At 72.8% G+C, this 26,333-nt stretch carries 24 protein-coding genes; 8 read left to right on the top strand and 16 right to left on the bottom strand.

Features of this window, described 5'->3' with window-relative positions:
* The first annotated feature begins 9 nt into the window (after positions 1 to 9).
* Positions 10 to 1,581 (top strand): alpha/beta hydrolase, encoded by a 1,572-nt coding sequence (locus MQV74_RS25320; RefSeq protein WP_242721447.1) that lies wholly within the window; start codon positions 10 to 12, stop codon positions 1,579 to 1,581.
* Here MQV74_RS25320 and MQV74_RS25315 read toward each other — a convergent pair.
* On the bottom strand, positions 1,578 to 2,201 hold the full coding sequence (locus MQV74_RS25315) for a hypothetical protein (protein ID WP_242721445.1): 624 nt from the start codon (positions 2,199 to 2,201) through the stop codon (positions 1,578 to 1,580). The two genes, MQV74_RS25320 and MQV74_RS25315, sit on opposite strands and share 4 nt — an antisense overlap.
* A gap of 260 nt (positions 2,202 to 2,461) precedes the next feature.
* On the opposite strand from MQV74_RS25315, the gene MQV74_RS25310 reads away from it, so the two are divergent.
* Positions 2,462 to 3,289 carry a hypothetical protein gene (locus MQV74_RS25310; protein WP_242729112.1) on the top strand — a complete coding sequence of 276 codons (828 nt, stop codon included), beginning with the start codon at positions 2,462 to 2,464 and terminating at the stop codon, positions 3,287 to 3,289.
* A 453-nt stretch (positions 3,290 to 3,742) separates the two neighbouring features.
* On the opposite strand, the gene MQV74_RS25305 is transcribed toward MQV74_RS25310, so the two are convergent.
* A complete protein-coding gene (locus tag MQV74_RS25305) occupies positions 3,743 to 4,216 on the bottom strand; it encodes an RrF2 family transcriptional regulator (protein WP_242721442.1) in 474 nt (157 codons plus the stop codon).
* A 119-nt stretch (positions 4,217 to 4,335) separates the two neighbouring features.
* Between MQV74_RS25305 and MQV74_RS25300 the strand changes: the two genes are divergently transcribed.
* Entirely contained in the window at positions 4,336 to 5,079 is a 744-nt protein-coding gene (locus tag MQV74_RS25300) for an SDR family oxidoreductase (RefSeq protein ID WP_242721439.1), read from the top strand.
* Between the two features lie 3 nt (positions 5,080 to 5,082).
* Here MQV74_RS25300 and pdxR read toward each other — a convergent pair whose 3' ends face one another.
* Entirely contained in the window at positions 5,083 to 6,528 is a 1,446-nt protein-coding gene (gene pdxR, locus MQV74_RS25295; protein WP_242721436.1) for a MocR-like pyridoxine biosynthesis transcription factor PdxR, read from the bottom strand.
* 163 nt (positions 6,529 to 6,691) lie between these two features.
* Between pdxR and MQV74_RS25290 the strand changes: the two genes are divergently transcribed.
* Both MQV74_RS25290 and MQV74_RS25285 read left to right on the top strand, forming a co-directional pair.
* Positions 6,692 to 7,150: a carboxymuconolactone decarboxylase family protein gene (locus tag MQV74_RS25290; RefSeq protein WP_242729110.1), complete on the top strand. Its 459-nt coding sequence runs from the start codon at positions 6,692 to 6,694 to the stop codon at positions 7,148 to 7,150.
* Positions 7,151 to 7,210: 60 nt separating this feature from the next.
* The gene (locus MQV74_RS25285; RefSeq protein WP_242721433.1) at positions 7,211 to 7,948 is read left to right on the top strand and encodes an isocitrate lyase/PEP mutase family protein; all 738 of its coding nucleotides are present in this window, start codon (positions 7,211 to 7,213) and stop codon (positions 7,946 to 7,948) included.
* Between the two features lie 169 nt (positions 7,949 to 8,117).
* On the opposite strand, the gene MQV74_RS25280 is transcribed toward MQV74_RS25285, so the two are convergent.
* The 5 genes from MQV74_RS25280 to MQV74_RS25260 form a co-directional block, all read right to left on the bottom strand.
* The gene (locus tag MQV74_RS25280; RefSeq protein WP_242721430.1) at positions 8,118 to 9,086 is read right to left on the bottom strand and encodes an ABC transporter substrate-binding protein; all 969 of its coding nucleotides are present in this window, start codon (positions 9,084 to 9,086) and stop codon (positions 8,118 to 8,120) included.
* A gap of 1 nt (position 9,087) precedes the next feature.
* Positions 9,088 to 11,055 (bottom strand): ABC transporter permease, encoded by a 1,968-nt coding sequence (locus tag MQV74_RS25275; RefSeq protein WP_242721427.1) that lies wholly within the window; start codon positions 11,053 to 11,055, stop codon positions 9,088 to 9,090.
* Entirely contained in the window at positions 11,055 to 12,158 is a 1,104-nt protein-coding gene (locus MQV74_RS25270; protein ID WP_242721423.1) for a quaternary amine ABC transporter ATP-binding protein, read from the bottom strand. The genes MQV74_RS25275 and MQV74_RS25270 overlap by 1 nt, the downstream gene beginning before the upstream one ends.
* 133 nt (positions 12,159 to 12,291) lie before the next feature.
* Entirely contained in the window at positions 12,292 to 13,857 is a 1,566-nt protein-coding gene (locus MQV74_RS25265; protein ID WP_242721420.1) for a GMC family oxidoreductase, read from the bottom strand.
* A gap of 121 nt (positions 13,858 to 13,978) precedes the next feature.
* Positions 13,979 to 15,481: an aldehyde dehydrogenase family protein gene (locus MQV74_RS25260; protein WP_242721417.1), complete on the bottom strand. Its 1,503-nt coding sequence runs from the start codon at positions 15,479 to 15,481 to the stop codon at positions 13,979 to 13,981.
* A 213-nt stretch (positions 15,482 to 15,694) separates the two neighbouring features.
* Here MQV74_RS25260 and MQV74_RS25255 point away from each other — a divergent pair, with 213 nt between their 5' ends.
* Entirely contained in the window at positions 15,695 to 16,468 is a 774-nt protein-coding gene (locus tag MQV74_RS25255; protein WP_242721414.1) for a hypothetical protein, read from the top strand.
* A 42-nt stretch (positions 16,469 to 16,510) separates the two neighbouring features.
* Here MQV74_RS25255 and MQV74_RS25250 read toward each other — a convergent pair whose 3' ends face one another.
* The gene (locus MQV74_RS25250; protein ID WP_242721412.1) at positions 16,511 to 17,050 is read right to left on the bottom strand and encodes a hypothetical protein; all 540 of its coding nucleotides are present in this window, start codon (positions 17,048 to 17,050) and stop codon (positions 16,511 to 16,513) included.
* A gap of 3 nt (positions 17,051 to 17,053) precedes the next feature.
* Complete coding sequence (locus MQV74_RS25245; RefSeq protein WP_138961404.1) at positions 17,054 to 17,299, bottom strand: helix-turn-helix transcriptional regulator; 246 nt, start codon at positions 17,297 to 17,299, stop codon at positions 17,054 to 17,056.
* Between the two features lie 364 nt (positions 17,300 to 17,663).
* Between MQV74_RS25245 and MQV74_RS25240 the strand changes: the two genes are divergently transcribed.
* The gene (locus tag MQV74_RS25240; protein WP_242721409.1) at positions 17,664 to 18,155 is read left to right on the top strand and encodes a hypothetical protein; all 492 of its coding nucleotides are present in this window, start codon (positions 17,664 to 17,666) and stop codon (positions 18,153 to 18,155) included.
* 58 nt (positions 18,156 to 18,213) lie between these two features.
* On the opposite strand, the gene MQV74_RS25235 is transcribed toward MQV74_RS25240, so the two are convergent.
* Together MQV74_RS25235 and MQV74_RS25230 are read right to left on the bottom strand one after the other, a co-directional pair.
* Positions 18,214 to 18,585, bottom strand: a complete 372-nt coding sequence (locus tag MQV74_RS25235; RefSeq protein WP_242721406.1) for a hypothetical protein — start codon at positions 18,583 to 18,585, stop codon at positions 18,214 to 18,216.
* A gap of 98 nt (positions 18,586 to 18,683) precedes the next feature.
* Entirely contained in the window at positions 18,684 to 19,640 is a 957-nt protein-coding gene (locus tag MQV74_RS25230) for a LysR family transcriptional regulator (protein ID WP_374120683.1), read from the bottom strand.
* A 93-nt stretch (positions 19,641 to 19,733) separates the two neighbouring features.
* Here MQV74_RS25230 and MQV74_RS25225 point away from each other — a divergent pair, with 93 nt between their 5' ends.
* The gene (locus tag MQV74_RS25225; RefSeq protein ID WP_242721404.1) at positions 19,734 to 21,134 is read left to right on the top strand and encodes an MFS transporter; all 1,401 of its coding nucleotides are present in this window, start codon (positions 19,734 to 19,736) and stop codon (positions 21,132 to 21,134) included.
* A 13-nt stretch (positions 21,135 to 21,147) separates the two neighbouring features.
* On the opposite strand, the gene MQV74_RS25220 is transcribed toward MQV74_RS25225, so the two are convergent.
* The 4 genes from MQV74_RS25220 to MQV74_RS25205 form a co-directional block, all read right to left on the bottom strand.
* Complete coding sequence (locus MQV74_RS25220; protein ID WP_242721402.1) at positions 21,148 to 21,915, bottom strand: hypothetical protein; 768 nt, start codon at positions 21,913 to 21,915, stop codon at positions 21,148 to 21,150.
* Between the two features lie 3 nt (positions 21,916 to 21,918).
* Complete coding sequence (locus tag MQV74_RS25215) at positions 21,919 to 22,314, bottom strand: hypothetical protein (RefSeq protein ID WP_242721399.1); 396 nt, start codon at positions 22,312 to 22,314, stop codon at positions 21,919 to 21,921.
* On the bottom strand, positions 22,311 to 24,212 hold the full coding sequence (locus tag MQV74_RS25210; RefSeq protein ID WP_242721396.1) for a hypothetical protein: 1,902 nt from the start codon (positions 24,210 to 24,212) through the stop codon (positions 22,311 to 22,313). Before MQV74_RS25210 ends, MQV74_RS25215 begins: the two co-directional genes overlap by 4 nt.
* Before the next feature lie 328 nt (positions 24,213 to 24,540).
* On the bottom strand, positions 24,541 to 25,530 hold the full coding sequence (locus tag MQV74_RS25205) for a malate dehydrogenase (RefSeq protein ID WP_242721392.1): 990 nt from the start codon (positions 25,528 to 25,530) through the stop codon (positions 24,541 to 24,543).
* Positions 25,531 to 26,333: the final 803 nt, after the last annotated feature.

Genomic DNA, 26,333 nt, shown 5'->3' with positions numbered 1-26,333 from the left:
GTCGGAGGCATGGACGACTCCGCGCGGCGACTGCCGCACACACGACGTGCCGTGGCGTTCGGCGCGGTGGTGACCGCCCTCGCCCTCGCCGCCCCCACGGCCCACGCGGGCGCCGTGACGAGTGGCGGGCTCGACCGCTACTACCAGCAGCGGCTCGACTGGGGCAGTTGCGTCAAGGGGACCGGCGACCAGGCGGGACGGGACCTCGACAAGGCGGGGGTGCGGTGCGCCGGCGTCACCGTGCCGCTCGACTACGCCGCGCCCGAAGGGCGGACCATCCGCGTCGCGATCTCGCGCCTGAAGGCCACCGACCGACGGCATCGCCTGGGCGCGCTGCTCATCAACCCCGGCGGGCCCGGCGGCTCAGGCCTCGACATGCCGCCCGACATCCGCAAGGCCATGAAGGAGACCGGCGCGCGCTACGACCTCATCGGCATGGACCCCCGTTTCGTCGGCCGCAGCACGCCCCTGGACTGCGGCTGGCCCGTCAGCACCTCCGTGCTCTCCGCCGGGGCCGGCCGCGCGGGCTTCGAGCGGCAAGTCGCCCTCCAGAAGGGCCTCGCCGACAAGTGCCGTGCCGTCGGCGCGGACGTGCTGCCGCACGTCAGCACGCGCAACACCGCCCGCGACATGGACGTCATCAGGGGCGCCCTCGGAGAGGAGAAGCTGTCGTACCTCGGGTACTCGTACGGCACGTATCTCGGCACCGTCTACACGCAGATGTTCCCCGGCCGCTACGACCGCGTGGTGCTCGACGGCGCCCTCGACACCCCGCGCTACCAGCCCCGCCTCCTGCGCGGCGCCGAGGCCGAGAACGAGCGGGCCCTCGCGGGCTGGGCCGCCTGGGCGGCGCGGCGGCACGCGACGTACGGACTGGGCCGCAGCCGCGCCCAGGTGCTCGCCACCGTCGACCGGATCGTCGCGCGGTCCGCGCGCGGCCTGACCCTCGGCACCGGGTCCGACGTCTTCCGCGTGGACGACTCCCACGTGCCGTTCCTGCTCGTGGAGGGGATCGCGGACGACACGGACCCGGCCCGCGCGGCGTTCGGCGAGACCGTGTCCGCGCTCGCCGACGCCGCCGCAGGGAAGCCGGTCCGGCCGTCGAAGCACCTCGTCGAGCTGCTGCGGTACGCGACCACCGGCGCGGACTCCGCTTCCGGCAGCGCGCAGAGCGCGATCCTGTGCGGGGACGTCGCCGCGCAGCGCGACCCCGAGCGCTACTGGCGCGACATCCAGCGCGCCCGCACCCGGCACCCGCTGTTCGGGCCGCTGACCAACAACATCACGCCGTGCGCCTTCTGGGACCGCCCGCGCGAGCGGCCCACCCAGGTGCGGCACGACGCCCGGACGCTGATCGTGGCCGCCACCGGCGACCCACGCGCCTCGTACGAGGGGAGCGTCGCGCTGCGCCACCGCCTGCCGTCGTCGAAGCTGATCACCCTCAAGGGCGCCCACCGCCACGGCCTGTACGGCGAGTACGGCAACCGCTGCGTGGACGACCGCGTCAACGCCTACCTGGCGAGCGGCGTGCTGCCCGCGAAGGACCGGGTCTGCGTGCGGCAGCCCTCGGACAGGCCCTAACGCAGGGCCCACTTGATGGGCTCCTTGTAGTAGCCCTGGGAGTAGGTGACGGACTTGACCGTGGCGTCGGCGGGGATCAGGTACGGCTCGCACACGGTGCGCTCCTCGCCCTTCTTCCAGATGTCCTCGCGGCCGAGCGTCCGCTTGCCGTCGTTGCCCACGCAGTCCTTGGGCTGGCTGGAGAGGGTGCCGATGAGGATGAACTTCGTCGCCGGGTCGCCGGTGTTGGTCTCGGCGTTGACGTTCGTCATCACGATCGGCTGCTTCACCGCCTCGCCGCCGACGTGCTTGGCCTTGACGTAGATCCAGGCGACCTTCTGGCCGCCGTACTTCTTCTCGTCGTCCAGTTCCTTGAGGTCCCCGGGCTTGCCGAGGGTGACCTTCGTCGGCGTGATCAGGAACTTGCCGGTCGTCTTGTACTTGGTGATCTCCTGCACCGGGCCCGGCTGGCCGACCTTGAGGTTCTTCGGCGCCTCGGCGGCCTCGGCCCCGGACTTGCCGTCCTTGCCCTTGTCGGAGTCGTCGGAGCCGCCGCACGCGGTCATGGTGACGGCGGTGGCGGCCGCGACGGCCACGAGGCCGAGGCGGCGGCGGTACCGGGGTGCTCGCTGAGTACTCATGCGCTGTGCTTCCTGATCTGTGCTGGGTGGGGGCTGTCCTGGTGGGCGGGCAGCCCCAGGAGCCGAGCGCGGCGGTGCTGCATGACGGACACTCCCCCGTGTCGTTGTGCGTGTCGTCGTACGTGCCGTTGTGCGTGTCGTCGTACGTGTCGTTGGGTGAAACGGCGGTCAGCCTAGAGAGCCGCTGCTCCGCGCCGACAACCGGCTCCCGTCTGCGCGCCCGTGATCCCCTCCCCTACAGTCGCTTCGTGACCCTTGGGATGATTTGCGCGCTTGGTTCTGCGGTCTGCTTCGGTACGGCGTCGGTGTTGCAGGCGGTCGCGGCGCGCTCGACCGCGCCGGGCACGGGGTCCGGTGTCGATCCGGCGCTGCTTCTGCGTGCCGTGCGGCAGTGGCGGTACCTGGCCGGGCTCGCCCTGGACGGCCTCGGCTTCCTGCTTCAGATCGTCGCTCTGCGGTCCCTCCCCATCTACACCGTCGGCGCCGCGCTCGCCGCCTCGCTCGCCGTGACGGCCGTGGTCGCTGCGCGGCTGCTGCGGGTGCGGCTGAGCGGGGCGGAGTGGGGTGCCGTCGGTCTCGTCTGCGCCGGGCTGGCCCTGCTCGGCCTCGCGTCCGGTGACGAGGGTGACAAGGGCGGGTCCACGGAGCTGCGGTTCGCGATGCTCGGTGTCGCCCTGGCCGTCCTGCTGCTGGGTGCCGTGGCCGGGCGCCTGCCGGACCGGGCGCGGGCCGTGGTCCTCGGCCTCGGGGCGGGGTGCGGCTTCGGCGTGGTCGAGGTGGCCGTCCGCCTCGTCGACGACGTCTCGCCGGGGGCGCTCGCCACCAACCCCGCCTCCTACGCGCTCCTGCTCGGCGGCGGCGCCGCCTTCCTGCTCCTTACGTCCGCCTTGCAGCGCGGCTCGGTCACCGCCGCCACGGCGGGCATGGTCATCGGCGAGACCATCGGGCCCGCCCTGGTGGGCGTGGTCTGGCTCGGCGACCGCACCCGCGAAGGCCTCGGCTGGCTGGCCGTCCTCGGCTTCGCGGTAGCGGTGGCGGGAGCCCTGACCCTGACCCGCTTCGGCGAAGCCCCGGAGCCCTCCCCGTGAGCCCCCTCGTGAACAGGGCCGCCCGGAAGCCCACAGAATGGCGCCTCCGGGGCGGAAGTCAAGGGCGCCCTCCGGGCGTCGGCTCCGCCGATTCCGCTGCGCTCCACCCTTGACTGCCGCCCCTCCAGCGCGAGGTGCAGTCGTCCGGGCGGCCCGAGGCCGGGGCGGCGGGGGGCCGCCCTGCTCCCTTCCGCTTCGCCGCCGGGTGCGGACCGGCACTTCCGACGTGGAACCTTCGCGATCAGGCGCGCCTCTCCCTCACTTTCCTTCTTCGAAGAAGTTGTGCGTGGCGCGCAGAGGTGGTGCGATCCAACGATTCACGCCCCCCGGCACAACTAGCCCCTCCGGCGTTTGAGGAGCGGGGGTACGGGGGCGGAGCCCCCGGAACGGGAAGGGGCGGGTCTGGGGCGTCCCGCGAGGGCTGGACCAGCTCCTTCGCGGCGGGGCGGCGGATCAGCCCGTGCCCGCCAAGAGGCGCCGGGTGCGCTCCGGGGCCCACTCCGGGAGTTCGGCGAGGAGGTCGGCCAGGGTGACCGCGGCGAGGCTGGTGCGCCAGGCGGTGTGGGCCGTGGCCATCTTCGCCGCGATGAGGCAGACGGCGCGGCACTCCTCGGCGGGCAGCGCGCCCCGGCCCTGCTGGCGGATCTCCCGGCATTCGTAGGGCGATGCCGCGCCGTCGACCGCCTCGACGATGTCCAGGAGCGTGATGTCCGCGACCGGGCGGGCCAGGCGGAAGCCGCCCCTCGGGCCCGTCGTGGCGGCGAACACCCCCGCCTTCACCAGCGGCTGGAGCTGCTTGGCCAGATACGCCTGGGGCACGTCGAAGTAGCCCGCCAGCTGCCCGGCCGACGCGGTCGCGCCCGGCTCCAGCTGCGCCAGCGACGTGGCGCAGTGCAACACCCACTCGGTACTCACAGGCAGCTTCATGACGTGAGTCTATCCCGGACATCCTGGATCCGGGATATTGCGGATGTGTTTAGTCCGAGATACCGTTTGGGGTGTCGAAGGAACGCCAGAGGGCTACAGACAAGACACGGGAGATCGTCATGCGCATCGCCGTCGCCGGAGCCACCGGGAGCATCGGGGCCCGCACCGTCGCCGTACTGGAGAAGGCGGGCCACGACGTCGTGCGCGTCAGCCGCTCGCTGGGCGTGGACCTGACCACCGGGGAGGGGCTCGACGCCGCGCTCGCCGGGGTGGACGCGGTCGTGGACACCACCAACTGCACCGCGAGCGACCCCGCCGAGACGGTCGCGTACTTCGGCACCACCACGCGGACCCTGCTCGCCGCCGAGGAGAAGGCCGGGGTCAAGCACCACGTCCTGCTGTCCATCGCAGGCATGGACCGCGTCGAGGGCAACGCGCACTACGCGGGCAAGCGCGAGCAGGAGCGCCTGGTCGCCGGGGGCCCGGTGCCGTGGAGCATCGTCCCGGCCACGCAGTTCCACGACTTCGCCGCGATGGTCGCGAGCTGGACCGAGCAGGACGGCGTCGCCACCGTCGCGCCGCTACTCCTCCAGCCCGTCGCGCCCGAGGACGTGGCGGGCGTCCTCGCCGAGGTCGCGGCCGGCGCGCCCGTCGGCCGCCACCGGGACGTGGCGGGACCCGACCCGCAGGACATGGTCGACATGGCCCGGCGCACGCACCAGGCCCAGGGCCGCACGGTGAAGCTCGTCCCGACCTGGTCGGGCCTCTTCGGCCCGGACATGGCGGGCGACGCACTGCTGCCCGCCAAGGACGCCCGCATCATGCCCACCACCTTCGAGGAGTGGCTGGCCGCGCAGGGCTAGCCCTCACGGCAGGGAACGGCAGAGCGCGTCCAGGGCCGCGGCCCAGGTGTGGTCGGCGGGCGTGCCGTAGCCGACCACCAGCGCGTCCCGGCCGCCCGTGGCCGCCCCGGGGTGGCGGAAGCGGGACAGGCCCTGGACCGCGAGGCGCTGCCAGCTCGCGGACTGCACCACCAGTTGCTCGGTGCCCGGCGGCAGCTGGAGCACCGCGTGCAGGCCCGCCGCGATGCCGGTGACGCGGACCTCGGGCGCGCGCTCGGCCAGGGCGGCCACCAACTGGTCGCGGCGGCGCCGGTAGCGCAGCCGCATCGAGCGCACATGGCGGTCGTACGCCCCGGACGTCAGGAACTCCGCGAGCGTCAGCTGGTCGATGGCGCCGCCCGACGCCCCCGCCCGCTCCTTCAGCTCGGCCGCCTCCGAGGCCAGCGCGGCCGGGAGCACCATCCACGCGATCCGCAGGCCCGGCGCGAGGGACTTGCTGGCCGTGCCCAGATACACCACCCGGTCGGGGTCGAGGCCCTGGAGCGCGCCGACCGCCTGCCGGTCGTAGCGGAACTCGCCGTCGTAGTCGTCCTCCAGGATCAGCCCGTCCGACCGCCGCGCCCACTGCACCGCCTGCGCCCGCCGGTCCGGATGCAGCGGTACGCCGATGGGGAACTGGTGGGCGGGCGTCAGCAGGACCGCCCGGTGCGCGGCCAACCCGTCGGTGCGCGTGCCGTGTTCGTCGAGGCCGAGCGGCCGGGTGCGCAGGCCCATGCGCTCGAGCCGGTCCCAGTGCAGATCGAGGCCGTACGACTCGACCGCGATCTCCCCCGGGCCGCGCGCGCCGAGCAGCTCGCCGAGCAGCGTCAGGCCGTGCACGAAGCCGGGCACGACGACGATCCGGTCCGGTTCGGCGTGCACGCCCCGGGCCCGGGAGAGATACGCGGCGAGGGCCGTGCGCAGCTCGATCCTGCCGCGCGGATCGCCGTAGCCGAGCGCGTCGTTCGGAGCCGCGGCGAGCGCGCGCCGCGCCGCCTTCAGCCACTCCCCGCGCGGGAAGGACGCGATGTCCGGCGTCCCCGGCGTCAGGTCGTGGACCGGGGCGCCACCGGTACGGGGCGGGCGCGCGGGCGCCACCGGGCGCGGCACGTCACGGGCGGCGACCCGGGTGCCCGAGCCCTGCCGGGCGGTCAGCCAGCCCTCCGCGACGAGGTCCGCGTACGCGTCGGCGACCGTGTTGCGCGCGACGCCCAGATCGGCGGCGAGCGTACGGGACGACGGCAGGCGCGTGCCCGGCGCGAGCCGGCCGCCGCGGACCGCGGCGCGCAGCGCGTCGGTGAGGCTGCGGCGCACCCCGGAGCGGGAGCCCCTGCCGGGCGCGTCGAGATGGAGGTCCACGCTCCAGCCCCCGCTGGGGCCCAGGGGGCCCGGGGTGTCCGCTTCGCCGGAAGTGGCCCAAGATTTCTCCATGGGAATGGACCATACCGGTGGGCTAATCGCCCCGTAGGTTCAAGCCATGACGCACACCACGCAGGCCGCCGCCCCCGCCCCGCACGCGCACGCGCACGCCCACGCCCACGCCCACGCCCACGCCCACGAGGACCGGCTGCCCGAGCACACGCCCCGCCTCAACATGGCCGAGCTGGCCCCGGAGGCGTACAAGGCCATGATCCGGTTCGCCGCGGCCGCCAAGCGCGGTGTCGACCCGGTCCTCTTCGAGCTCATACAGATCCGGGCCTCGCAGATCAACCACTGCGCGTTCTGCCTCGACATGCACACCAAGGACGCCCTCGCGGCCGGTGAGAGCGTCGAGCGGATCGTGCAGCTGTCCACCTGGGAGGAGTCCAAGCACTTCTACACGGCCCGGGAGATCGCCGCCATCGAGCTGACGGAGGCCGTGACCGTCCTCACCGACGGCTTCGTCCCGGACGAGGTGTACGAGCGCGCCGCGCGCCACTTCGACGACGCGGAGCTGGCCCACCTCATCGCCGCGATCACCCTGATCAACGGCTGGAACCGGTTCGCCGTGACCACGCGCATGGTGCCCGGTCACTACACGCCCGGCTCCACCGCGCACCGGCCCGCCGAGTAACACCGGCACGTCGCGCGCGCGGCGCGCGTTCCCGAAGCCCCGAGAGGATGAGCACCACCCATGAGCAAGTGCACTGCCGAGGCGTTCGGCGCCCTGCACCACGGACGGGCGCCGGGCGACCCGCTCGTCCTGCCCGGGCCGTGGGACGCGGCCAGCGCCCGCGTCTTCGAGGAGGCCGGGTTCCCCGCGCTCGCCACGCCCAGCGCGGGCGTCGCCGCCGCCCTCGGCCACGCCGACGGGTCCGTGCCGCCGCGCGAGATGTTCGAGGCGGTCGCGCGGGTGGCGCGGGCCGTGTCCGTGCCGGTCAGCGCGGACGTCGAGGACGGGTACGGGCTGCCCGCGCGCAAGCTGGTGGGGCGGCTGCTCGACGCCGGGGTCGTCGGGTGCAACCTGGAGGACTCCTGGGGGTCCGGGGACGCGCCGCCGGGCACCCTCAAGGACCCGCGGGAGCAGGCGGACTACCTCGCGGCGGTGCGGGAGGTGGCCGGGCGCGAGCTGTTCGTCAACGCGCGCGTCGACACGTATCTGCGCGGGGTCGCGGACTTCGAGGAGACCGTGGCGCGGGCCCGGCTCTACGTCGAGGCCGGAGCGGACTGCGTCTACGTCATCAAGGCGCCGGTGGAGGTGCTGCCCGCGCTCCGCGCGGCCATCGGAGCTCCGCTGAACGTCATCGGGCTGCCGGGTGGGCCCTCTCCCCAGGAGCTGGGGAAGCTGGGTGCCACCCGTGTCACCTTCGGGCCGGGTCTGCACCACCAGGCCATGGCGGCCCTGCGCGACATCGCGAAGGAGCTGGCGTAGCCCTCGCGGTGCGCCCCAGACCCGCCCCTTCCCGAACAAGGGGGCTCCGCCCCCTTGGACCCCCGCTTTTCGGCGCTCCGCGCCTCGTCCTCAAACGCCGGACGGGCTGGAAGATCCAGCCCCTCCGGCGTTTGAGGAGCGGGGGTCTGGGGGCGGAGCCCCCAGGGCGCTACCCGCGGGGCAGCCACGCCCTCCACTTGGACTCGTTATCCGCGAGCCAGCGCTTCGCCGCGTCTTCGGGGGACATCTTCTTGTCGGCGATCATCAGGGAGACCTCGTTCTGGTCGGCCTCCGACCACTTGAAGCGCTTCAGGAACGTCGCTGCGTCGCCGCCGTTCTTCGCGAAGTCCGCGTTGAAGTACTTCTGGAGCGGCGTGTGCGGGTAAGCGCACTTGATCTTCGCGGGGTCGGCGTCGCAGCCCTCCTTGTACGCGGGCAGCTTCACCTCCGTCATCGGCACCTTCTCGAACAGCCACTGGGGCTTGTACCAGTAGGTGAGGAAGGGCTTCCGCTGCTTGGCGAACTGTTCGATCTGGGTGATCTGGGCCGCCTCGGAGCCCGCGAAGACGACCTTGTAGTCCAGGTCGAGGTTCTCGACGAGGGCCTTGTCGTTGGTGACGTAGGACGGGGAGCCGTCCATGAGCTGGCCCTTGCCGCCGGACTCCGGGGTGCGGAAGTCCTTCGCGTACTTGTTGAGGTTCTTCCAGTCGGTGACGTCGGGGTGCTTCTTCGCGAAGTACGTGGGGACGTACCAGCCGATGTGGCCGGTCACGCCGACGTCGCCGCCGGGGACGATGGTCTTCTTGTCCTTGATGTAGCGCTGTTCCTGGTCCGGGTGGCCCCAGTCCTCCATGATCGCGTCGACGCGGCCCTGGCTGAGCGCGTCCCAGGCCGGGATCTCGTCGATCTGGACCTTGTCGACGCGGTAGCCGAGCTCGTGCTTGAGCAGGTACTCCGCGACGGCGACGTCGGCCTGTGCGCCCACCCAGGACTGCACGGACAGCGTCACGGTCTTGGCGCCCGCCGCGTTCGCGTACGGGGAGGACTGCTTGCTCATGTCGGCCTTGCCGCAGCCGGAGAGGGCGAGCAGGGCCCCGCCCGCGATCAGCGCCGCACCGACGCGTGTACGCGTACGCATGTCAGGCTCCCTTCTTCGCGCGGCGTTCCGTCGGCTGGGTCACCCGGTCGAGCATCAGGCCGAGGCAGACGATCGCGATGCCGCCCACCAGACCGGTCGCCAGGTCGCCCCGCGCGAGACCGGCGAGGACGTCGTAACCGAGCGCGCCACCGCCGACCAGGCCGCCGATGACGACGACGGCGAGGACGAGGACGACGCCCTGGTTGAGGGCGAGGAGCAGCGCCGGACGGGCCAGCGGGAGCTGGACCTGGCGCAGGACCTGCCAGTTGGTGGCCCCGAGGGACTTCGCCGACTCCATCGCGGCGGGGCTGACCTGGCGCAGGCCCTGCGTGGTGATGCGGACGACGGCGGGCAGCGCGTACACGACGGCGGCGAAGACCGCCGGGGCGCGGCCGACGCCGAAGAGCGCGACGACCGGGATCAGGTACACGAACTGCGGCATCGTCTGGAAGACGTCGAGGACGGGGCGCAGGACGCGTTCGAGACGCCTGCTGCGCGAGGCGGCGACGCCGATCGCGAAGCCGAGGACGAGGGTCACCGCGACGCCCGCGAGGACCTGCGACAGCGTGTCCAGGGAGGCGTTCCACACGTCGAGGACGCCGATCGCCGCCATCGCGAGGACGGCCGTGAGCGCGGTCTGCCAGGTGCCGATCACCCAGGCGAGCGCCGCGACGATCAGGAGCAGCGACCACCAGGGCAGGCCCTGGAGGCCGTCGCGCACGGGGTCGAGCACGTACGTGGTGAAGTGCGCGGACCAGTCGGCGGTGCCGCCCACCACGGGCACGCCCGTGTAGAGGTGGTCGACCATCCAGTCCTTGGCCGTGTTCACGGGCTCGGCGATCTGCACGACCCAGCTCGTCGGCCACTCCAGGCGGTCGGCGAACCGGGCCGCGAGCGCGGCGGCGAGGGTCACGGCGGCGGCCAGGGACCAGCCTCGCCGGCCGTGGAACACGGAGGTGTCTTCCGTCTGCGCGCCCAGGCGTTCGCCCGCCGCGCCCGTGACGCGGTCCAGGACCACGGCGAGCAGCACGATGGGGATGCCCGCGGCGAGGGCCTGGCCGACGTCGACGGAGGCGAGCGCCTGGTAGACGCGGTCGCCGAGGCCACCGGCGCCGATCACGGACGCGATGACGGCCATGGAGAGCGCCATCATGATCGTCTGGTTGAGGCCGAGCAGGAGCTCCTTGCGGGCCAGCGGCAGGCGCGCGGAGAGCAGGCGCTGGCGGCCGGTCGCGCCGAGCGACGCGACGGCCTCCATCACGCCGCCGTCGGCGCCGCGCAGGCCGAGCGCGGTGAGGCGGGCCATGGGCGGTGCCGCGTACACGACCGTCGCGAGGACGGCGGCGGGCACGCCGATGCCGAAGACGAGGACGACCGGCAGCAGGTAGGCGAAGGCCGGGAGCACCTGCATGGTGTCGAGGACCGGGCGCATCATCCGGAAGACCCGGTCGTTCAGTCCGGCGGCGAGGCCGAGCAGCAGGCCGAGGGCCACGGAGGTGAGCACGGCCACGGTCATCAGGGCGAGCGTCTGCATCGTCGGCACCCACATGCCGAGCAGACCGCACACGCCGAACGCGGCGGCGGCCACCGCGGCGAGCCGCACGCCCGCCACGCGCCAGGCGATGACGCCCGCGGCGGCGGTCACGCCCGCCCAGCCCGCGGCGAGCAGCACCAGGTAGACGCCGCGTACGGACAGCACGATGGCGTTGGAGACGTGCCCGAGGAAGTAGGTGAACAGCGGGTGGCTGTCGCGGTTGTCGATGATCCAGTCGCTGGCCTTGCCGAGCGGCTCGGACAGGTCGACGGTGAGCGCGTCCGGCCAGGCGCCGGAGGCCCACTTGGCGTTGACGATGGGGACGGCGACGGCCGCGACGACGGCGAGCAACAGGAGCTTGCCGGCCGCCCGGTGCCGCAGCAGGGCCCCGATGCCGGTATCTCGTACGGGAGTCGATGCGGTGGCAGTGGCCATTACTTGACCACCTCGCCGGAGGCGCCCGGCGCCGGCACGCCCGCGACCACGCCGAGCAGGTGCTCCTGGTCGACGACGCCGAGGCACCGCCCTTCGTCCATCACGCGGGCCGGGAAGCCGGAGCGGGCCACGGCCTCGATGGCCTCGGACACGGTGGCGTCGGGCGCGACCGCCGGGCCGCGCTCGTCCTGGTCGGAAGCGGGGTCGAGGGGCCGCATGGCGCTGCGGACCGTCATGACCTGCTCGCGCGGCACGTCCCGGACGAAGTCGCGGACGTAGTCGTCGGCCGGGGAGCCGACGATCTCCTCGGGCGTGCCGAGCTGGACGACGCGGCCGTCGCGCATCAGGGCGATGCGGTCGCCGAGCTTGAGGGCCTCGCTGAGGTCGTGGGTGATGAAGACCATCGTGCGGCCCTCCTCGCGGTGCAGGCGCACGACCTCCTCCTGCATGTCGCGGCGGATCAGCGGGTCCAGGGCGCTGAACGGCTCGTCGAAGAGCAGGACTTCGGGGTCGGCGGCGAGCGCGCGGGCCAGGCCGACGCGCTGCTGCTGGCCGCCGGAGAGCTGGCCGGGCTTGCGCGCCTCCAGGCCTTCGAGGCCCACCTTGGCGACGACCTCGGCGGCCCGCTCGCGCCGCTCCGCCTTGCCGACGCCCTGGATCTCCAGGCCGTAGGCGACGTTGTCGAGGACGGTGCGGTGCGGGAGCAGGCCGAAGTGCTGGAAGACCATGGACGCGCGGTGGCGGCGCAGTTCGCGCAGGCGCGCCTTGTCCATGGCGAGGACGTCCTCGCCGTCGATGGAGACGGAGCCGGAGGTGGGCTCGATGAGGCGGGTCAGACAGCGCACGAGCGTGGACTTGCCGGAGCCCGACAGGCCCATGACGACGAAGACCTCGCCCTTGTTGACCTCGAAGGACACGTCCCGCACGGCGGCGGTGCAGCCGGTGCGCTCGCGCAGCTCGGCCGGGTCGAGGGCGGTCAGCTCCGGGTCGCCGGGGACCCGCTCGCACTTCGGCCCGAAGACCTTCCACAGGTTGCGGACGGCGAAGACGGGGCTGTCCGCCGCGGCGGACTCCGTCGTGGTCGTGGTGGCGGTTACGCTCATCGGGTCTCACCTCGGCGCGTGGCGACGGCCGTGGTCACGGGCGTCTCGACGGTCACAGGCGTCGTGGCGGCCGGGCGCCCACCCGCGGTCACGGACTTCGCTGTGCTCCCCGCCAGGGGTATCGCGGCCTCGCTCATCGGCCGTCACCCCCAAGGATCTCGGCACATTTCTCCCCGACCATGAGCACTCCGATCATCGGGTTCACGGCCGGCATCGTCGGGAAGACGGATGCGTCCGCGATACGGATTCCGGACAGGCCCCGGATCTTCAACTCCGGGTCCACCACGGCGAGTTCATCACCGGAAGCACCCATTCGGCAGGTGCCCGCCGGGTGGTAGACGGTGTGCGCGGCCTTGCGGACGAGCTCGCTGATCTCGGCGTCGTCGGTGACGTGCGGGCCGGGGAAGACCTCCCGCTTGAGCCACTTCTTGAACGGCTCGGCCTCGGCGACCTTGCGGGCCAGCTTGATGCCGTCGACGAGCGTTTGCCCGTCGTAGTCGACACCGTTCTCGTCGTACTCGAAGTACTTGAAGTCCAGGGCGGGCTTGACCTCGGGGTCCGCGGACGTGAGGTAGAGACGGCCGCGGGCACGGGACTTGGGGATGTTCGGGGTCATCGACACGCCGTGCTCGGGGCGTTCGTAGCCGAGGCGCTCCGGGTTGTCCGTGAACGGGATCTGGTAGAAGTGGAACATCAGGTCGGGGCCCTTGTGCTCCGGGTCCCGCTTCACGAACAGGCCCGCGTCGGAGTCCATCGCGGAGTTGCCCGGGATCGGCCCTTCGGTCTCCCAGACGATGACCGACTCGGGGTGGTCGATGAGGTTCTCGCCGACGCCCGGCAGATCGTGGACGACCGGGATGCCCAGGGCCTGGAGGTCCTTGGCCGGTCCGATGCCCGAGTGCATCAGCAGGCGCGGGGTGTCGACGGCGCCCGCGCAGACGAGCACCTCGCGGCGGGCGGTGAGCAGCTTCTCCACGCCGTCCTTGGTGCGCACGTGGACGCCGCGCGCGGTCTTGCCGTCGAGCTCCAGCTTGTACGCCCACGTCTCCAGGAACAGGTGGAGGTTCGGGCGGTCGCCCGCCTCCATGTGCGGGTGGAGGTAGGCGACGGACGCGGAGGAGCGCTTGTTGTTCTCCGGGTGGTAGGCCAGGTCGAAGAAGCCGACGCCCTCGTCGAAGGGCCGGTCGTTGAAGCCGACGACCTCGGGGACGTCCAGGGCTTCCTTGACGGCCTCGATCCAGTCGCTGGCGATCTGGTTCTGGTCCTTCTTGGCGACGCGTACGACGTTGTTGCGCAGCTTGCCGTAGTAGGGGTCCATGGCCTCGGCGTTCCAGCCGGTGGCGCCCGCGGCCTCCCACTCGTCCCAGTCGGACGGCAGCGGCTTGAAGGAGATCAGCGTGTTGTGCGAGGAGCAGCCGCCGAGGACCTTGGCGCGGCTGTGCAGGATGTGCGAGTTGCCGCGCGGCTGTTCGGTGGTCGTGTACTCGTAGTCGAGCTCGCCGCCGAGCAGGCCGAGCCACTTGCGCAGCGTCAGGACGTCCTCGCGGTCGATGTCGCTCGGGCCGCCCTCGATCACCGCGACGGTGACGTCGGGGTTCTCGGTGAGCCGGGATGCGATCACCGATCCCGCGGTGCCGCCGCCGACGATCACGTAGTCGAACTCGGCCGGGGCCTGGGGGGTTTCAGACGTTCCAGTCATGGGGGTACTGCTCCTCGTCGCTGCCAAGGTGCTTGCGCGTAAGGGGGATTGCGGTCGTACGGGCTCGGGGGCGGGGCCCGGGCCGGGACCGTCGGGGGTCCCGGCCGGGGGCCTTGGGGCCTCAGCCCTTGAACCAGCGGACCGGCGCGGGCGCCAGGTTCTCGTAGACGTGCTTGGCCTCGCGGTACTCGGCGAGTCCGGCCGGGCCCAGCTCGCGGCCGACGCCGCTCTTGCCGAAGCCGCCCCACTCCGCCTGCGGCAGGTAGGGGTGGAAGTCGTTGATCCAGATGGTGCCGTGGCGCATCCGCCGGGCCATGCGCCGGGCACGGCCGGAGTCGGTGGTCCACACGGCGCCCGCGAGGCCGTACTCGGTGTCGTTGGCGAGGGCCAGGGCCTCGTCCTCGGTGCGGAAGGTCTCCACGGTCAGGACCGGGCCGAAGACCTCCTCGCGCACGACCTTCATCTCGCGGTGGCACAGATCGAGCACGGTCGGCTCGTAGAAGTAGCCGGTGGCGGGCCTGGTGCCGCTCGGCTCGGGGCGCTTGCCGCCGCAGCGCAGCGCGGCGCCCTCGGCCAGGGCGGAGGCCACGTACGCCTCGGTCTTCTCGCGCTGCTCCTTGGAGACGAGCGGGCCGACCTCGACGCCGTCCTCGGTGCCGCGGCCCAGCTTGATCTTCTCGGCGCGGCGGGCGAGTTCGGCCACGAAGCGCTCGCGCACGGACTCCTCGACGATGAGCCGGCCGCCCGCCGAGCAGACCTGGCCGCTGTGGATGAACGCGGCGTTGAGCGCCTGGTCGACGGCCGTGTCGAAACCCTCGTCGGTGGCGCAGGCGTCGGCGAAGACGACGTTGGGGTTCTTGCCGCCGAGTTCGAGGGCGACCTTCTTCACGCCGAGGGCCGCGGCCTGGGCGACCTTGGTGCCGGAGACGAGCCCGCCGGTGAAGGACACCAGGTCCACGTCGGGGTGATCGGCGAGCCGGGCGCCGACGGTGTGGCCGGGCCCGGTGACGATGTTGGCGACGCCCTCGGGGAGACCGGCCTCGACGAGCAGCTCGATGAGCGCGACCGTCGTGAGGGGCGTGATCTCGCTGGGCTTGATGACGAAGGTGTTCCCGGCCGCGAGGGCGGGAGCGATCTTCCAACTGGCCTGGAGCAGCGGGTAGTTCCAGGGAGTGATCATCGAGCAGACGCCGATGGGCTCGTGCACGACGACGCTGTGGATGTCGTCGGACCCGGCGTCGACGACGCGGCCCGCGCCCTCGCCGATCACGAGGTCGGCGAAGTACCGGAAGGCGTCGGCCACGCAGTCGACGTCGACGCGGCCCTCCTCCAGGGTCTTGCCCGCGTCCCGGCTCTCCAGGAGCCCGATCTCCTCGCGGTCGCGGACCAGCAGGTCGGCGACGCGGCGAAGGAGCGCGGCGCGCTCGGCGACGGGCGTGCCCGGCCAGGGGCCCTCGTCGAAGGCCCGGCGGGCGGCGGTGATCGCGGCGTCCGCGTCCTCGGCGCCGCCCTCGGCGATGACGGCGAAGGGCTTGGCGTCCGCCGGGTCGAGGATCTCGCGCGTTGCGCCGTTCGCGGCCGCGCGCCATTCGCCGCCGACGTGGATGGTCTGTTGTGCGGACACGTCCCTGTTGCCTTCCGTTCCTGGCACTTTCCTGCCTTGCGCCCCACCTGGTCACTCGTGGTAGCCGGGTGCACCTGCCCTGGCCCGGGGAAAGCATGCGTATTCGATGGCCGAAAGTGCGCTGTGTCACTGCGTATGCGGGTACGCGAGGGGAAACGTACGCTCGAAGCACGTTCTGTCACCGGAGGTGACTCTATGAGGCGAATGTCTCTTATGTCAGCACGGACCGCTACCGGGGTCTGTGCGGCGGCGGCCCTGGCCCTGCTCGTCCCGGCGTGTTCGTCGGACGACAGCAAGGACGACAAGCAGGACAAGACCTCGGAGCTCAGCGCCCAGGAAATCTCGGACAAGGCGAAGCAGGAGCTGCTCGACGCCAAGTCGGTGCACATCACTCTGGCGGAGAAGGGCACCGACGCCGAGAAGGACGAACCGGCGGCGATGGACCTGACGCTCGACCGCGAAGGCAACTGCACGGGCAAGCTGACCTTCGCCGCGGGCGGCGGCTCCGCCGACCTGGTCAAGCGGGGCGACAAGGTGTGGATGCGGCCGGACAGCGCGTTCTGGCGCCACCAGGTGCCGGGCGGCGACGGCGCGGCCGCCGCCGAGCTGTTCAAGAACCGCTACATCCACGGCAGCACGAGCGACCCGCTGCTCAAGGGCCTGTCCGAGGTCTGCGACCTCAAGAAGCTCCAGAAGTCGGTCGACGAGGACTCCGACGACGACACGGACAAGCTGAAGAAGGGCGACGTCACCACGGTCGACGGCACCGAGGTCGTACCGCTCACGTCCACCGAGGACGGCAAGAAGAAGACGCTGTACGTGGCGTCCGAGGGGAAGCCCTATCTGATCCGCGCCACGGAGAAGGGCGACGGCGAGGACAAGACAACCACGCTGAGTGACTATGGCGAGCCAGTGCCCACGAAGACGCCTTCGGCCGGTGAATCCGTGGACATCGCCAAGCTCCAGGACCAGCTCCAGCGGACCTGAGGACCTCCCGTCGTCGCCCGGAGCGCGCCCCGAGGGGCACGCTCAGGCGGCGGCCCGAGCCGCGAAGCCGTCGGCCTCGTCGACGGGCTCGTCCCGGGCCGTCAGGCCCGCCACCCACAGCGGCATCAGCCAGTGCGCGACGAAGGCGCAGAGCGTCACCTGGAACACCAGCGCCTTGACGTCCACTCCGGCGAACCCGGCGACGCCCGTGCCGACCACGGCCGCGAGCAGCAGCCAGGTCATGACCTGGTGGGCGCGGGCCCGCACCCGGTCGCGCTCGCCGCGCTGGCGCTCGTCGAGGGCGCGCGGCCGCAGCTCGAGCAGGCCGCGCGTGGCGCCGTTGATGATCCCGGTGGCCACGCACCAGGGCAGCAGCAGGCCGAGCATCACCCACACCGCCCAGGACGACTCGCCGATCACCGTGCCGAGCCAGGCGGCGACGGCGGCGACGGACAGCGCGATGTGCGCGCCGACGACGGCGCGGCGCCGCCCGGCCGTGCGGTACAGCGGCTCGCCCTCGGTGCGGTTCATCAGGGCCTGCATGCGCCGGTCGTACGAGGTCAACTGCTCTTGCTGTGCCATGACTTACTGGTCCCTCCCGTACAGCTCGTCCGTGAGCGGGCGAAAAGGCTCCAAGGAGAACAGCGCCTCGACCGGCAGCCCGAAGTACTTCGCGATCTTCAGGGCGAGGTCGAGGCTCGGGTTGTACTGCCCGCGCTCGATGTAGCCGATGGTCTGGTAGTGGACGCCCACGGCCTCGGCCAGGCTCTGGCGCGACACCTTCCGCTCGGCGCGCACCACGGCCAACCTGTTGTGGACTTGCTCGCTCATGTATAAGAAGTACTACATTCAGCAGTAGGTGGGCAACAGCGGACGGCCGCTTTCCGGACGGAGACCCGAAGGTCACGCCCCGGCAGGCACCCCCGGCGCGAATCGTCCGGAAGCCGGATTGACGCTCCGCGGCGCACGCCGGAGCCCGCCCTCGACCTCGGACGCACGCGGGCGCGGGGCGGATGAAACGCGAACCATGTCTTGTATCGACCCCCTCACCCCCTCTCTCCGGTTTGTCGTGATGTGCGGCTACCCAGACGGCCCGGCCGGTACGAGGGTGACGACCAGGCACCCAGACCGAAGCCAAGTCCGAGAGGAACCCGAGAGAAGCCCGAGAGCAGCCCGAGAGAAAGGTGAGACAGGAATGTCAACGTTCGCACCCGTCGGCCTCAGCGGCATCGGTACCGCGCCGCAGCAGCACGGGCAGTCGCAGTTCCCGCAGCAGGGCCAGGGCCAGGGCCAGTCCCAGCTGCCGCCCCAGCTGCAGCAGCAGCTGCAACAGTTCGGCCAGCAGCAGCCCTTCCAGGGCCTGCTCCAGCAGATGGGCCAGCAGACCGGAACGCAGCCGCAGACCCAGTTCCAGGTCGGCTACGCGCAGGCCGTACGCGCCCCCGTCGTCCCGTTCCCGGGCTATGAGAGGGCCCTGGTCCTACTGGTCGACGGCCGCCCCGTGCAGCTGCTCGACCCGAGCGAGTTCGCGATCCAGTCCATCGTCTTCGCGATCCAGACCGGCCAGGCCGTCCGCGTCGCCTACGACGACCGGATGCTGGTCCGCGGCGTGGAGATCGAGGTGCCCAGGGGCGCCATCCAGCAGCACGCGCAGCAGATGCAGCAGTCACAGCAACCGCAGTTCTAGCAGGCCCCACCCCTCCGCGTGGATCACTGACCCGGGCCGCCCCCCAGCGGCCCGGGTCTCAGCCGTCGCCCTGGCTCAGCCACGCCAGGACGGCGACGACGTACAGCGCGGCCGTGAACGCCTTCACGGTCAGCCAGGTCAGCACGCAGCCCACCGCGGCGAGGCTCACGCGCACCCCCCGCGCCTCCCGCGTCCGCGGCGTGAACCAGCTCCCCGCGACCAGCAGGAAGCCCGGCGTATAGGTCAACGCGATCCAGAAGAAGGGCAGTTCGGCGCCCCTGAGCCGCAGGAACGCGCACAGCAGCGCGAGCGCCGTGGCGGCGGTCGGGGCGAGACACCACCACTCGTCCCGCTCCGGGGTCCGGGCGGCGTACCACGGCCGCTCCGGCGCCCGGACGGCGTACCACCGCGTGTCCTGGGTCTGTCGCATGCGTCGCAGTCCATCGCACGCGCGGCGGCCGGGACAGAGCACGCGTACTCAGACCACGTACTCAGACGCCCCCGCGGGCCGCGTACGGACACGGCCGCTCAGGTGCGGCGCACCAGCTCGCGGACGCAGCCGCGCAGCCACGCGTGGGCCGGGTCGGCGTCGTGGCGCGGGTGCCAGGCCATGGCGAGGCGCAGCGGCGGCAGCTCCAGGGGGATCGGGAAGCTGACGAGGCCGAGCTCCTCGGCCAGCGGCCGCATCCAGCCGGTGATGAGCCCCACCAGGTCGGTGCGCAGCAGGATGAACAGCGACGCGGTGTACGTGCCCACGTTGCCGACCACCCGGCGCTCCAGGCCCAGTTCGGCGAGGGCCGTGTCCATCGGGCCCGCCATCCGGCCCTTGCGGGACACCGTCAGATGGTCCGCCGCGGCGAACCTGCCGGGCGTCAACTCGCCGTCGAGGAGCGGATGTCCGGGCCTGACCAGGCCCTTCATCGTGTCCTCCAGGAAGTGTTCGATCCGCACCTCGGGCGCCACCGTGTCGATCACGCCGACCTCCAGGTCCGCGACGCCCTCGCGCAGCACGGGCGCGTCCAGATGGCTCTCCGGCAAGAAGCGGAGCCGCACGCCGGGAGCCTCCGCGGCGGCGCGGGCGAAGAGCGCCGGGGCGTAGGTCGCGGCCAGCGAGTCCTGGCCCACGATCGTCAGCGTCCGCTCGACGGTGCGCAGGTCCTGGGCGCCGGGCCCGGCGAACACCGCGCGGGCCCGCTCCACCACCGCGCCGACCTCCGCCCGCACCGCGAGCGCGTACGGCGTGGGCACCAGGTGGCGGCCCGCCCGCACCAGGACCGGGTCGCCGAGCGCCTTGCGGACCCGGCCGAGCGTCCGGCTCATCGCGGGCTCGGAGAGGTGCAGCCGCCGGGCCGCGCCGCGCACGCTGCCCTCGTCGAGCAGCGCGTCGAGGGCGACCAGCAGATTGAGGTCGACGTCGGGGCGGGACGGCACACCGGCGCCGGGCCGGTGCGGCGGCGCGGGCTCGCTGGATTGCGTCACACGCAATCACTCCTTGCAGAGATTGCACTGGAAAGCAGATACGGGGCGAGCCTACGGTGACGGTGCATCCCCACCCCACACCGCTCCCGAGGAGGAGCCTTGCCTTCCCCTGCCCTCAGCCAAGCCCCGGCCACGGCCGCGCCGCCGCGTCCGGCCGCCCTCAAGACCACCACCCTCGTCGTCCTGTGCGCCTGCGTCCTCGTGGCCCAGAGCATGGTCGCTGCCATCAACCTGCTGCTCCCCCAGCTCACGTCGTCGTCGCTGCGGCCCGACGCGAGCGAACTGCTCTGGACCGTCGACGCCTACACGATCGTCTTCGCGGGCCTGCTGATCCCGGCGGGCGCGCTCGGCGACCGCTACGGCCGCAAGGGCGCGCTGCTCACCGGGCTCGGCCTGTTCGGCGCGGGCGCCACGGTGAGCGCGCTCGCCACCACGCCCGCCCTCCTCATCGCCGGGCGCGGCGTCTCCGGCGCCGGGGCCGCGCTGATCATGCCCGCGACCCTGTCGATCCTGATGCGCGTCGCGACGCCGCAGGAGAAGCCCCGCGTCCTCGCGTCCTGGGCGCTCTCGGCGGGCCTCGGCGGCCTCGCGGGCAACGTCGGCGGCGGCCTCATCGGCGCACACCTCTCCTGGCGCGCCCTGTTCTGGGTCATGCTCCCGCTCGGTGCGCTGCTCGCCCTCGCGGTGGCCCGTACGACGCCGCGCACCCCCGTGGCCCAGGAGGCACCGGCCCTCGACCCGCTCGGCGCGCTGCTGCTCATCGCCGGTCTGGTCGCGGTCCTCTTCGGCATCATCGAAAGCCCGCTGTACGGCTGGACGTCGGCCCGCATCCTGTCCGCCTTCGCGGTGGGCGCGGCCCTGATCGCCGCCTTCGTCGGGCACGCGCTGCGCTCGCGGGCGCCGCTCTTCGACCCGCGCGTCTTCCGCTCCCCGCGGCTGCGCGCGGCGACCCTCGGCACGGCCGCCAGCTTCTTCGGGCTCTTCTCGCTCTTCTTCGTCAACTCCCAGTACCTGCAGTACGTGAAGGGGTACGGGGCCGCGCGGGCGGGCTTCGCCATCGTGCCGCTGACCGTCGGCATGGTGCTCGTCCCCCGGCTCGCGGCGCGCTGGTCCACCGTGCCGCGCCCCGTCGTCGGCGGGGGCCTTTTCCTCATCGGCGCGGGCCTGCTCGCCACGTCGACGGTCGACGCCTCGACCCCCTACGCCCTGTACGCCTGCTGGCTCCTCGTCATCTCGGCGGGCACCGGCCTGTGCATGCCCGCCCTGACCCTGGGCGTCGTCGCCTCCCTGCCCCCGCACCAGGCGGGCCTCGGCTCCGGCCTCAGCACGTCGTCGCGGGAGATCGGCGCGGCGCTCGGCGTGGCCGTCACCGGCACGGTCCTCGCCCACCACGGCGGCGACTTCGCCGGCGGCATGGAGGCCGCGCTGCGGGTGGTGGGCGTGGCCGTGGTCGTCGCCGCCGCGGTGGTCGCCCCGGGCATCGGCCGTACGCGCGACTAGATCGAGGCGGCCGTCAGTCGGGGTCCACGCACACCGAACCCGGCGGGCAGAACCAGGCGCGGGCGTTGCTGACGAGCTGCCGCACCTGCGCCCGGTCCGTCGCGGTGGACCCGTACCCCACCAGTGCGTACAGCTTGCCGTCGGCGGCCATGAAGCGGTCGTCCACCACGTACCACGGCTCGACGTCGGGCTCGTTCTCGATGTGGCCCGTGACGTACGTGAGCCGCTGGCCCTCGGCGATGGACTCCAGGGACAGCTTCTGGAACGCGGACGACTTCGGAACCTTGGTGTCGTCCAGGAAGTCCCGGAACGACGCTTGCGGGGTCGGCTCGCTCACCTCGTACACCTGGAGCCGCTGCGAACTGCCGTAGTTGCGGTAGTTGACGACTCCTATGCCGCCCTGCCCGGGCGCCGCGGTGCGGCTCCAGCCGATCGGCACGGCCACCCGGAAGCCCCGTGCGTCGGTCACGGTCTCGTAGCCGCGCGGCAGGCTTCCGGCCGCCGCGGACGGACCGTCCGTCGGCGAGGGCTGCGACGGCGTGTCGCCCGTGTCCGCGCTGTCGGCCGAGGCCAGCGGCGCGAGCAGGGACGCCGTCGGCTCCGGCTCGTCCTTCCAGCCGAGCGCCCACGTGCCGAAGGCGAGCCCGCACACCGCGAGCACCGTGACGGCCCCGCGCCAGGCGGTCCGCTGGCGCGCCGCGTCCCGGTCGTGGAGCGCCACGGCCTGCCGCTCCTGCTCGTGGCCCACCCACTCCTGGCGGTCCTCGTCGAAGACGCGCACGTCTCAGCCCGGAAGCTGGGGCAGCTGGGCGAGCGCCTGGAGCACCGCCGTCACGGACGCGGCCGTCGTGGCGGCGGGCGCGTACTCCGCGAGGCGGGCGCGCACCCGGGCGAGCGGCCCGGCGCCGGAGCGGCCCGTGCGGGCGATCTCGCCCTCCACGTCGGCCAGTTCGGCGTCGAGGACCTCGTCGTCGGCCGCCCGCTCACCGCGCTCCAGGTCGCGGCGCAGCCGTCGTACGGACGTGAGGAGGTCCGCGTACTGCGGACTCGCCACGACCGTCGTGCAGTTGGTGGACTCGGCGGTGCCGTGGTCGCCGAAGGACTGGGAGCCGCCGCTGATCGTGTTGATGTGGACGGTGGCCCCGCCGCCTGTGTTCGCGGCCTGTGCGTTGTCACTCATACCGTGGTCTTCTCCGTGTGGGTGGCCTGGCCGTGCGAGCCGGTGGCGAGGGCGCCGCCGGACATCTCGTTGATGTAGACGCCGCTGTTGTTGATCTGCGTGATGTTCTGCTCCAGGCGGTCGGTGCGGTAGCCGTTGGCCCGCAGCGCGTCGCGGACGCCTTCGCCGATGCGGTCCTGGAGGGTCTTCGTGTACCGGGCGACGTCCATCTCCTGGAACAGGGACAGCTCGTCGGTGGCGGCGAGTTCGCGCAGGGAGACCAGCGGAGCGTCCGGGGGCGCGGTGCGCACGGGCAGGAGCTGGGCGCCGACGACGCGCAGGAACCGTACGGCGCGCGCCGTCGTCGTCTCCGGAGGCCGCGCCCCGGCGTGCCGCCGCGCGCCCTTGCCCGCCGGAGCCGACACGTCGGGACCCGACCCGGCCCCGGCCCCGGTGGCGCACCAGCGCCGGGCCGCCGCGCCGAGCGACGACAGTGCCCGCAGCGCGCCGAAGCCGAGCGCCACGCCGTACGCGGGCCCGTCCACGCACGCGCGCAGGGCGTCCCGCAGCGGCCCCTCCGGCTCGCCCGCCGCGACCGCGTCGGCCCCGCGGAACTCCGGCAGGACCGGGCCAAGCACGTGCGGCACCACCTCAAGGACGAGCATGCCGCCCTGCGTGTGCACCCGGACCAGGAGCGAGACGACGACCTGCTCGTTCCAGGAGCCGACGCGCAGCCGCAGGAAGTGCCGCCGGGCCTCGCCGCCCTCGCCCACCGACTCGGCGAGGTGGCGCCGCACCGCGCTCGCGTCGTACACCCGCGCGGTCTCGTCGCCGTTGCCCGTGTACAGCTTCTCGTCGCGGCCCGCGCCCGACGGCAGGTACACGAACTCCTCGATCTCCAGGTCCCGCAGCCGGTCCTTGCTCGTCCGGCCCGCGGACCTGCGCAGCCCCTTGAGCCGGGGCTCGATCATGGCGATGACGTCCCGTGCGGTCAGCGGCCCGCGGGGGCGCTGCGACGGTACGCCGCCGTCCGCGTCCGGCCGGTCGTCGGGCTTCAGCTCCAGGACGACCGACCACGGCTTGCGGGGCTTTCCGGCACCCACGAAGGGGCGGTTGACGTCGTAGAGGGTGAGCGGGGCCGCCTGTTCCCTGCGCACGCACTCGGCGATCCCCGCGTACCGCGCGGGCAGCTCCGGCTGGTCGGTCTCGGCGAACACCTGCCGGGCGAGCTGGGTGCGCAGCACGCGCTTGGCGCGGAACTGGTGGCGCCACACCACGACCGTGACGAGCAGCGGGAAGATCACCGGGTACGGCGTGTCCGTGACCCCGCCGAACGCCGCGACCCAGTACGTGAGGGCGAACACCCGGGCGACGACGGTCACCAGCCAGCCGAACCGCGACCGCAGCCAGGCGAGCACCGCGGGCAGCCGCACCGGTCGCAGCGGCTGCCCGACGCCCGTGTCCCGGCCGGAGACGATCCGCCCGCACCACAGCAGGAGCACGACCGCCCCGTACCAGAGGGCCCAGCCGCCGGGCAGCAGGCCGGTCGCCTCGGCCCCGGATCCCTCCGCGCCCTCGCCGTTGAAGGCCAGCAGCAGGGTGTCGCCGAGGGAGAGGCCCGCGTCGCCGCCCGCCCGGTCGTTCGCCGCGTCCCAGGCCATCACCGTGTCGGTGGCCAGAAACCCCACCCACACGGCGAACAGCAGGGCCGCGCTGACGACCTCCTCGCGCCGGGCCCGCAGCGCGTGCGCGAGTACCGGGAGTACGTCGGTGCCGAGCGGCGGCGCGACCGGGCGTTCGGCGTGACCGACGAGTTCGCCGATGACGCGTCGGCGGAAGTCCGCGTTCTGGCGCGCTCCGACGCTCAGCAGGCGGGTGGATTCGGTGTGCTGGTGCTCGCGTGGCGTGTCCCCTCGCATGGCGCGAAACCGTAGTGGCCGGGCGACGGGGTTGTCCGGGAAACCGGCGCACGCCCTTCGAAACAGTGAAGGAAGGGACGGTCGCGCTCTACGGAACAGCTCTACGGAACGGCGTTGTGGAACCGCTTTGTGGAACCGCTTTGTGGAACGGCTCCACGGAACGCCGAACGCCCCCGGCGGCCGTGGTGCACGGCTGCCGGGGGCGGGATGCGTCGCGTCGGTCCCGCTGGGCCTGACGGCCCGCCGGAGACGGATGAGCCTGCCTGGCTCAGATGCGGTGGACGAGCCTGACGGATCGTCCGGGACCGATGGGCCCGATGGCTGAGACTCAGATGAGGCCGAGGGCGCGGACCGCCTCGCGCTCCTCCGAGAGCTCCTGGACGGAGGCGTCGATGCGGGCGCGGGAGAACTCGTTGATCTCCAGGCCCTGGACGATCTCGTACTTGCCGTCCTTGGTGGTGACGGGGAAGGAGGAGATGATCCCCTCCGGGACGCCGTACGAGCCGTCGGACGGAATGCCCATGGAGGTCCAGTCACCGGCGGCGGTGCCGTTCACCCAGGTGTGGACGTGGTCGATGGCGGCGTTCGCGGCCGAGGCGGCCGAGGACGCGCCGCGGGCCTCGATGATCGCGGCGCCGCGCTTGGCGACGGTCGGGATGAAGGTGTCGGCCAGCCACTGCTCGTCGCCCACGACCTCGGCGGCGTTCTTGCCCGCGATCTCCGCGTGGAAGATGTCCGGGTACTGGGTCGCCGAGTGGTTGCCCCAGATGGTGAGGCGCTTGATGTCGGAGACGGCCGCGCCGGTCTTCTTCGCGAGCTGCGAGATCGCGCGGTTGTGGTCCAGACGGGTCATCGCGGTGAAGCGCTCCGCCGGGACGTCCGGGGCGGCGGCCTGCGCGATGAGCGCGTTGGTGTTGGCCGGGTTGCCCACGACCAGGACCTTGATGTCGTCCGCGGCGTGGTCGTTGATGGCCTTGCCCTGCGGCTTGAAGATGCCGCCGTTGGCCTCCAGGAGGTCACCGCGCTCCATGCCCTTCGTGCGCGGGCGGGCGCCGACGAGCAGCGCGACGTTGGCACCGTCGAAGGCCACGTTCGGGTCGTCGCTGATCTCGATCGAGTTCAGCAGCGGGAAGGCGCAGTCGTCGAGCTCCATCGCGGTGCCCTCGGCGGCCTTCAGGGCCGGAGTGATCTCCAGCAGGCGCAGGTTGACCGGCACGTCCGCGCCGAGCAGGTGGCCGGACGCGATGCGGAACAGCAGCGCGTAGCCGATCTGGCCGGCCGCGCCGGTGACGGTGACATTCACGGGAGTGCGGGTCATGGCGATCTCCGTAAGACAGCTGGCGGTGGGGGTCCCTGCCCCATGTGCTGGATCCCCACCGACGCCCTCGATGATCGATCTCTTGGCATCAAGAGAGATCCGCGGTCAGGCTATCGCGCCGGTTCTCGCCGGAGGCGCCAGGGCGGTGTGGCTCACCCCACATGGTGGGGTTCGCCCCTTGGTCGGGCTCGGCCCGCGCCCTTGGCCGGGTGGCTGGGCAGGCCTCCGGCGGGGTCCGACCGGCCTTGCCGGGGTGGCCCTGGCGGGAGGCTGTTGCCCTTGGCCGGTGTGCCTGTGGGGTGAGGGGTGGCGGCCGCCACCTCGGGAGAGGGGGGGGGTGGCGGCCGCCGTGGGGGTGTGACCACTCCCGTGGGGGTACGGTGCGTCTGCCCGGCGCGGGGGCCGGCATTCCCCTTCGGGCCTCTCCAATTTCGCCCTCTCCCCGGGCTACCGCGGGGGCCCTCCCACCCACCCGCCCGGAACTCCCCTGCCTTGCCCGGTCCGGCCCCGACGCCGAGCGCCGCGCCCCGTGGGCCCGTGCCGCCGCTACCGCGACGGTCTTTCCCACCCGCCCACCCGACTCACCCCGGCCTCGCGAGGCCGGGCCCCGACGCGGAGCGCCGCCGCCGGGTGGGTGGTTCCGCCGCTACCGCGGCGGTGGTTTCCCACCCACCCACCCGAAACTCCCCGGCTTCGCCAGCCAGGGCCTCGGGCACAGCGCCCCCAGGCCCAACACCACGGCCGGGGGCGGGTGGCGGGCCCGCGCCATTCCATGCGGCTCCGCCCAGCCCGACAGCCCCACC

The organism is Streptomyces sp. AN091965 (genome assembly GCF_022698285.1).
In the GTDB taxonomy this organism is placed as follows: domain Bacteria; phylum Actinomycetota; class Actinomycetes; order Streptomycetales; family Streptomycetaceae; genus Streptomyces.
The sequence above is the reverse complement of the archived record's forward strand: the minus strand, read 5'-3'. Positions and strand labels throughout refer to the sequence as shown.

Excerpts from the sequence above, each read along its gene's own strand:
- MQV74_RS25315 (WP_242721445.1), bottom strand. The coding sequence starts at position 2,201 with ATGAGTACTCAGCGAGCACCCCGGTACCGCCGCCGCCTCGGCCTCGTG.
- MQV74_RS25240 (WP_242721409.1), top strand. The coding sequence starts at position 17,664 with ATGTCAACGTTCGCACCCGTCGGCCTCAGCGGCATCGGTACCGCGCCG.
- MQV74_RS25280 (WP_242721430.1), bottom strand. The coding sequence starts at position 9,086 with ATGCGTACGCGTACACGCGTCGGTGCGGCGCTGATCGCGGGCGGGGCC.
- MQV74_RS25255 (WP_242721414.1), top strand. The coding sequence starts at position 15,695 with ATGTCAGCACGGACCGCTACCGGGGTCTGTGCGGCGGCGGCCCTGGCC.
- MQV74_RS25245 (WP_138961404.1), bottom strand. The coding sequence starts at position 17,299 with ATGAGCGAGCAAGTCCACAACAGGTTGGCCGTGGTGCGCGCCGAGCGG.
- MQV74_RS25265 (WP_242721420.1), bottom strand. The coding sequence starts at position 13,857 with ATGACTGGAACGTCTGAAACCCCCCAGGCCCCGGCCGAGTTCGACTAC.
- MQV74_RS25215 (WP_242721399.1), bottom strand. The coding sequence starts at position 22,314 with ATGAGTGACAACGCACAGGCCGCGAACACAGGCGGCGGGGCCACCGTC.
- pdxR (WP_242721436.1), bottom strand. The coding sequence starts at position 6,528 with ATGGAGAAATCTTGGGCCACTTCCGGCGAAGCGGACACCCCGGGCCCC.
- MQV74_RS25270 (WP_242721423.1), bottom strand. The coding sequence starts at position 12,158 with ATGAGCGTAACCGCCACCACGACCACGACGGAGTCCGCCGCGGCGGAC.
- MQV74_RS25250 (WP_242721412.1), bottom strand. The coding sequence starts at position 17,050 with ATGGCACAGCAAGAGCAGTTGACCTCGTACGACCGGCGCATGCAGGCC.
- MQV74_RS25290 (WP_242729110.1), top strand. The coding sequence starts at position 6,692 with ATGGCCGAGCTGGCCCCGGAGGCGTACAAGGCCATGATCCGGTTCGCC.
- MQV74_RS25300 (WP_242721439.1), top strand. The coding sequence starts at position 4,336 with ATGCGCATCGCCGTCGCCGGAGCCACCGGGAGCATCGGGGCCCGCACC.
- MQV74_RS25205 (WP_242721392.1), bottom strand. The coding sequence starts at position 25,530 with ATGACCCGCACTCCCGTGAATGTCACCGTCACCGGCGCGGCCGGCCAG.
- MQV74_RS25320 (WP_242721447.1), top strand. The coding sequence starts at position 10 with ATGGACGACTCCGCGCGGCGACTGCCGCACACACGACGTGCCGTGGCG.
- MQV74_RS25235 (WP_242721406.1), bottom strand. The coding sequence starts at position 18,585 with ATGCGACAGACCCAGGACACGCGGTGGTACGCCGTCCGGGCGCCGGAG.
- MQV74_RS25305 (WP_242721442.1), bottom strand. The coding sequence starts at position 4,216 with ATGAAGCTGCCTGTGAGTACCGAGTGGGTGTTGCACTGCGCCACGTCG.
- MQV74_RS25275 (WP_242721427.1), bottom strand. The coding sequence starts at position 11,055 with ATGGCCACTGCCACCGCATCGACTCCCGTACGAGATACCGGCATCGGG.
- MQV74_RS25310 (WP_242729112.1), top strand. The coding sequence starts at position 2,462 with ATGATTTGCGCGCTTGGTTCTGCGGTCTGCTTCGGTACGGCGTCGGTG.
- MQV74_RS25285 (WP_242721433.1), top strand. The coding sequence starts at position 7,211 with ATGAGCAAGTGCACTGCCGAGGCGTTCGGCGCCCTGCACCACGGACGG.
- MQV74_RS25210 (WP_242721396.1), bottom strand. The coding sequence starts at position 24,212 with ATGCGAGGGGACACGCCACGCGAGCACCAGCACACCGAATCCACCCGC.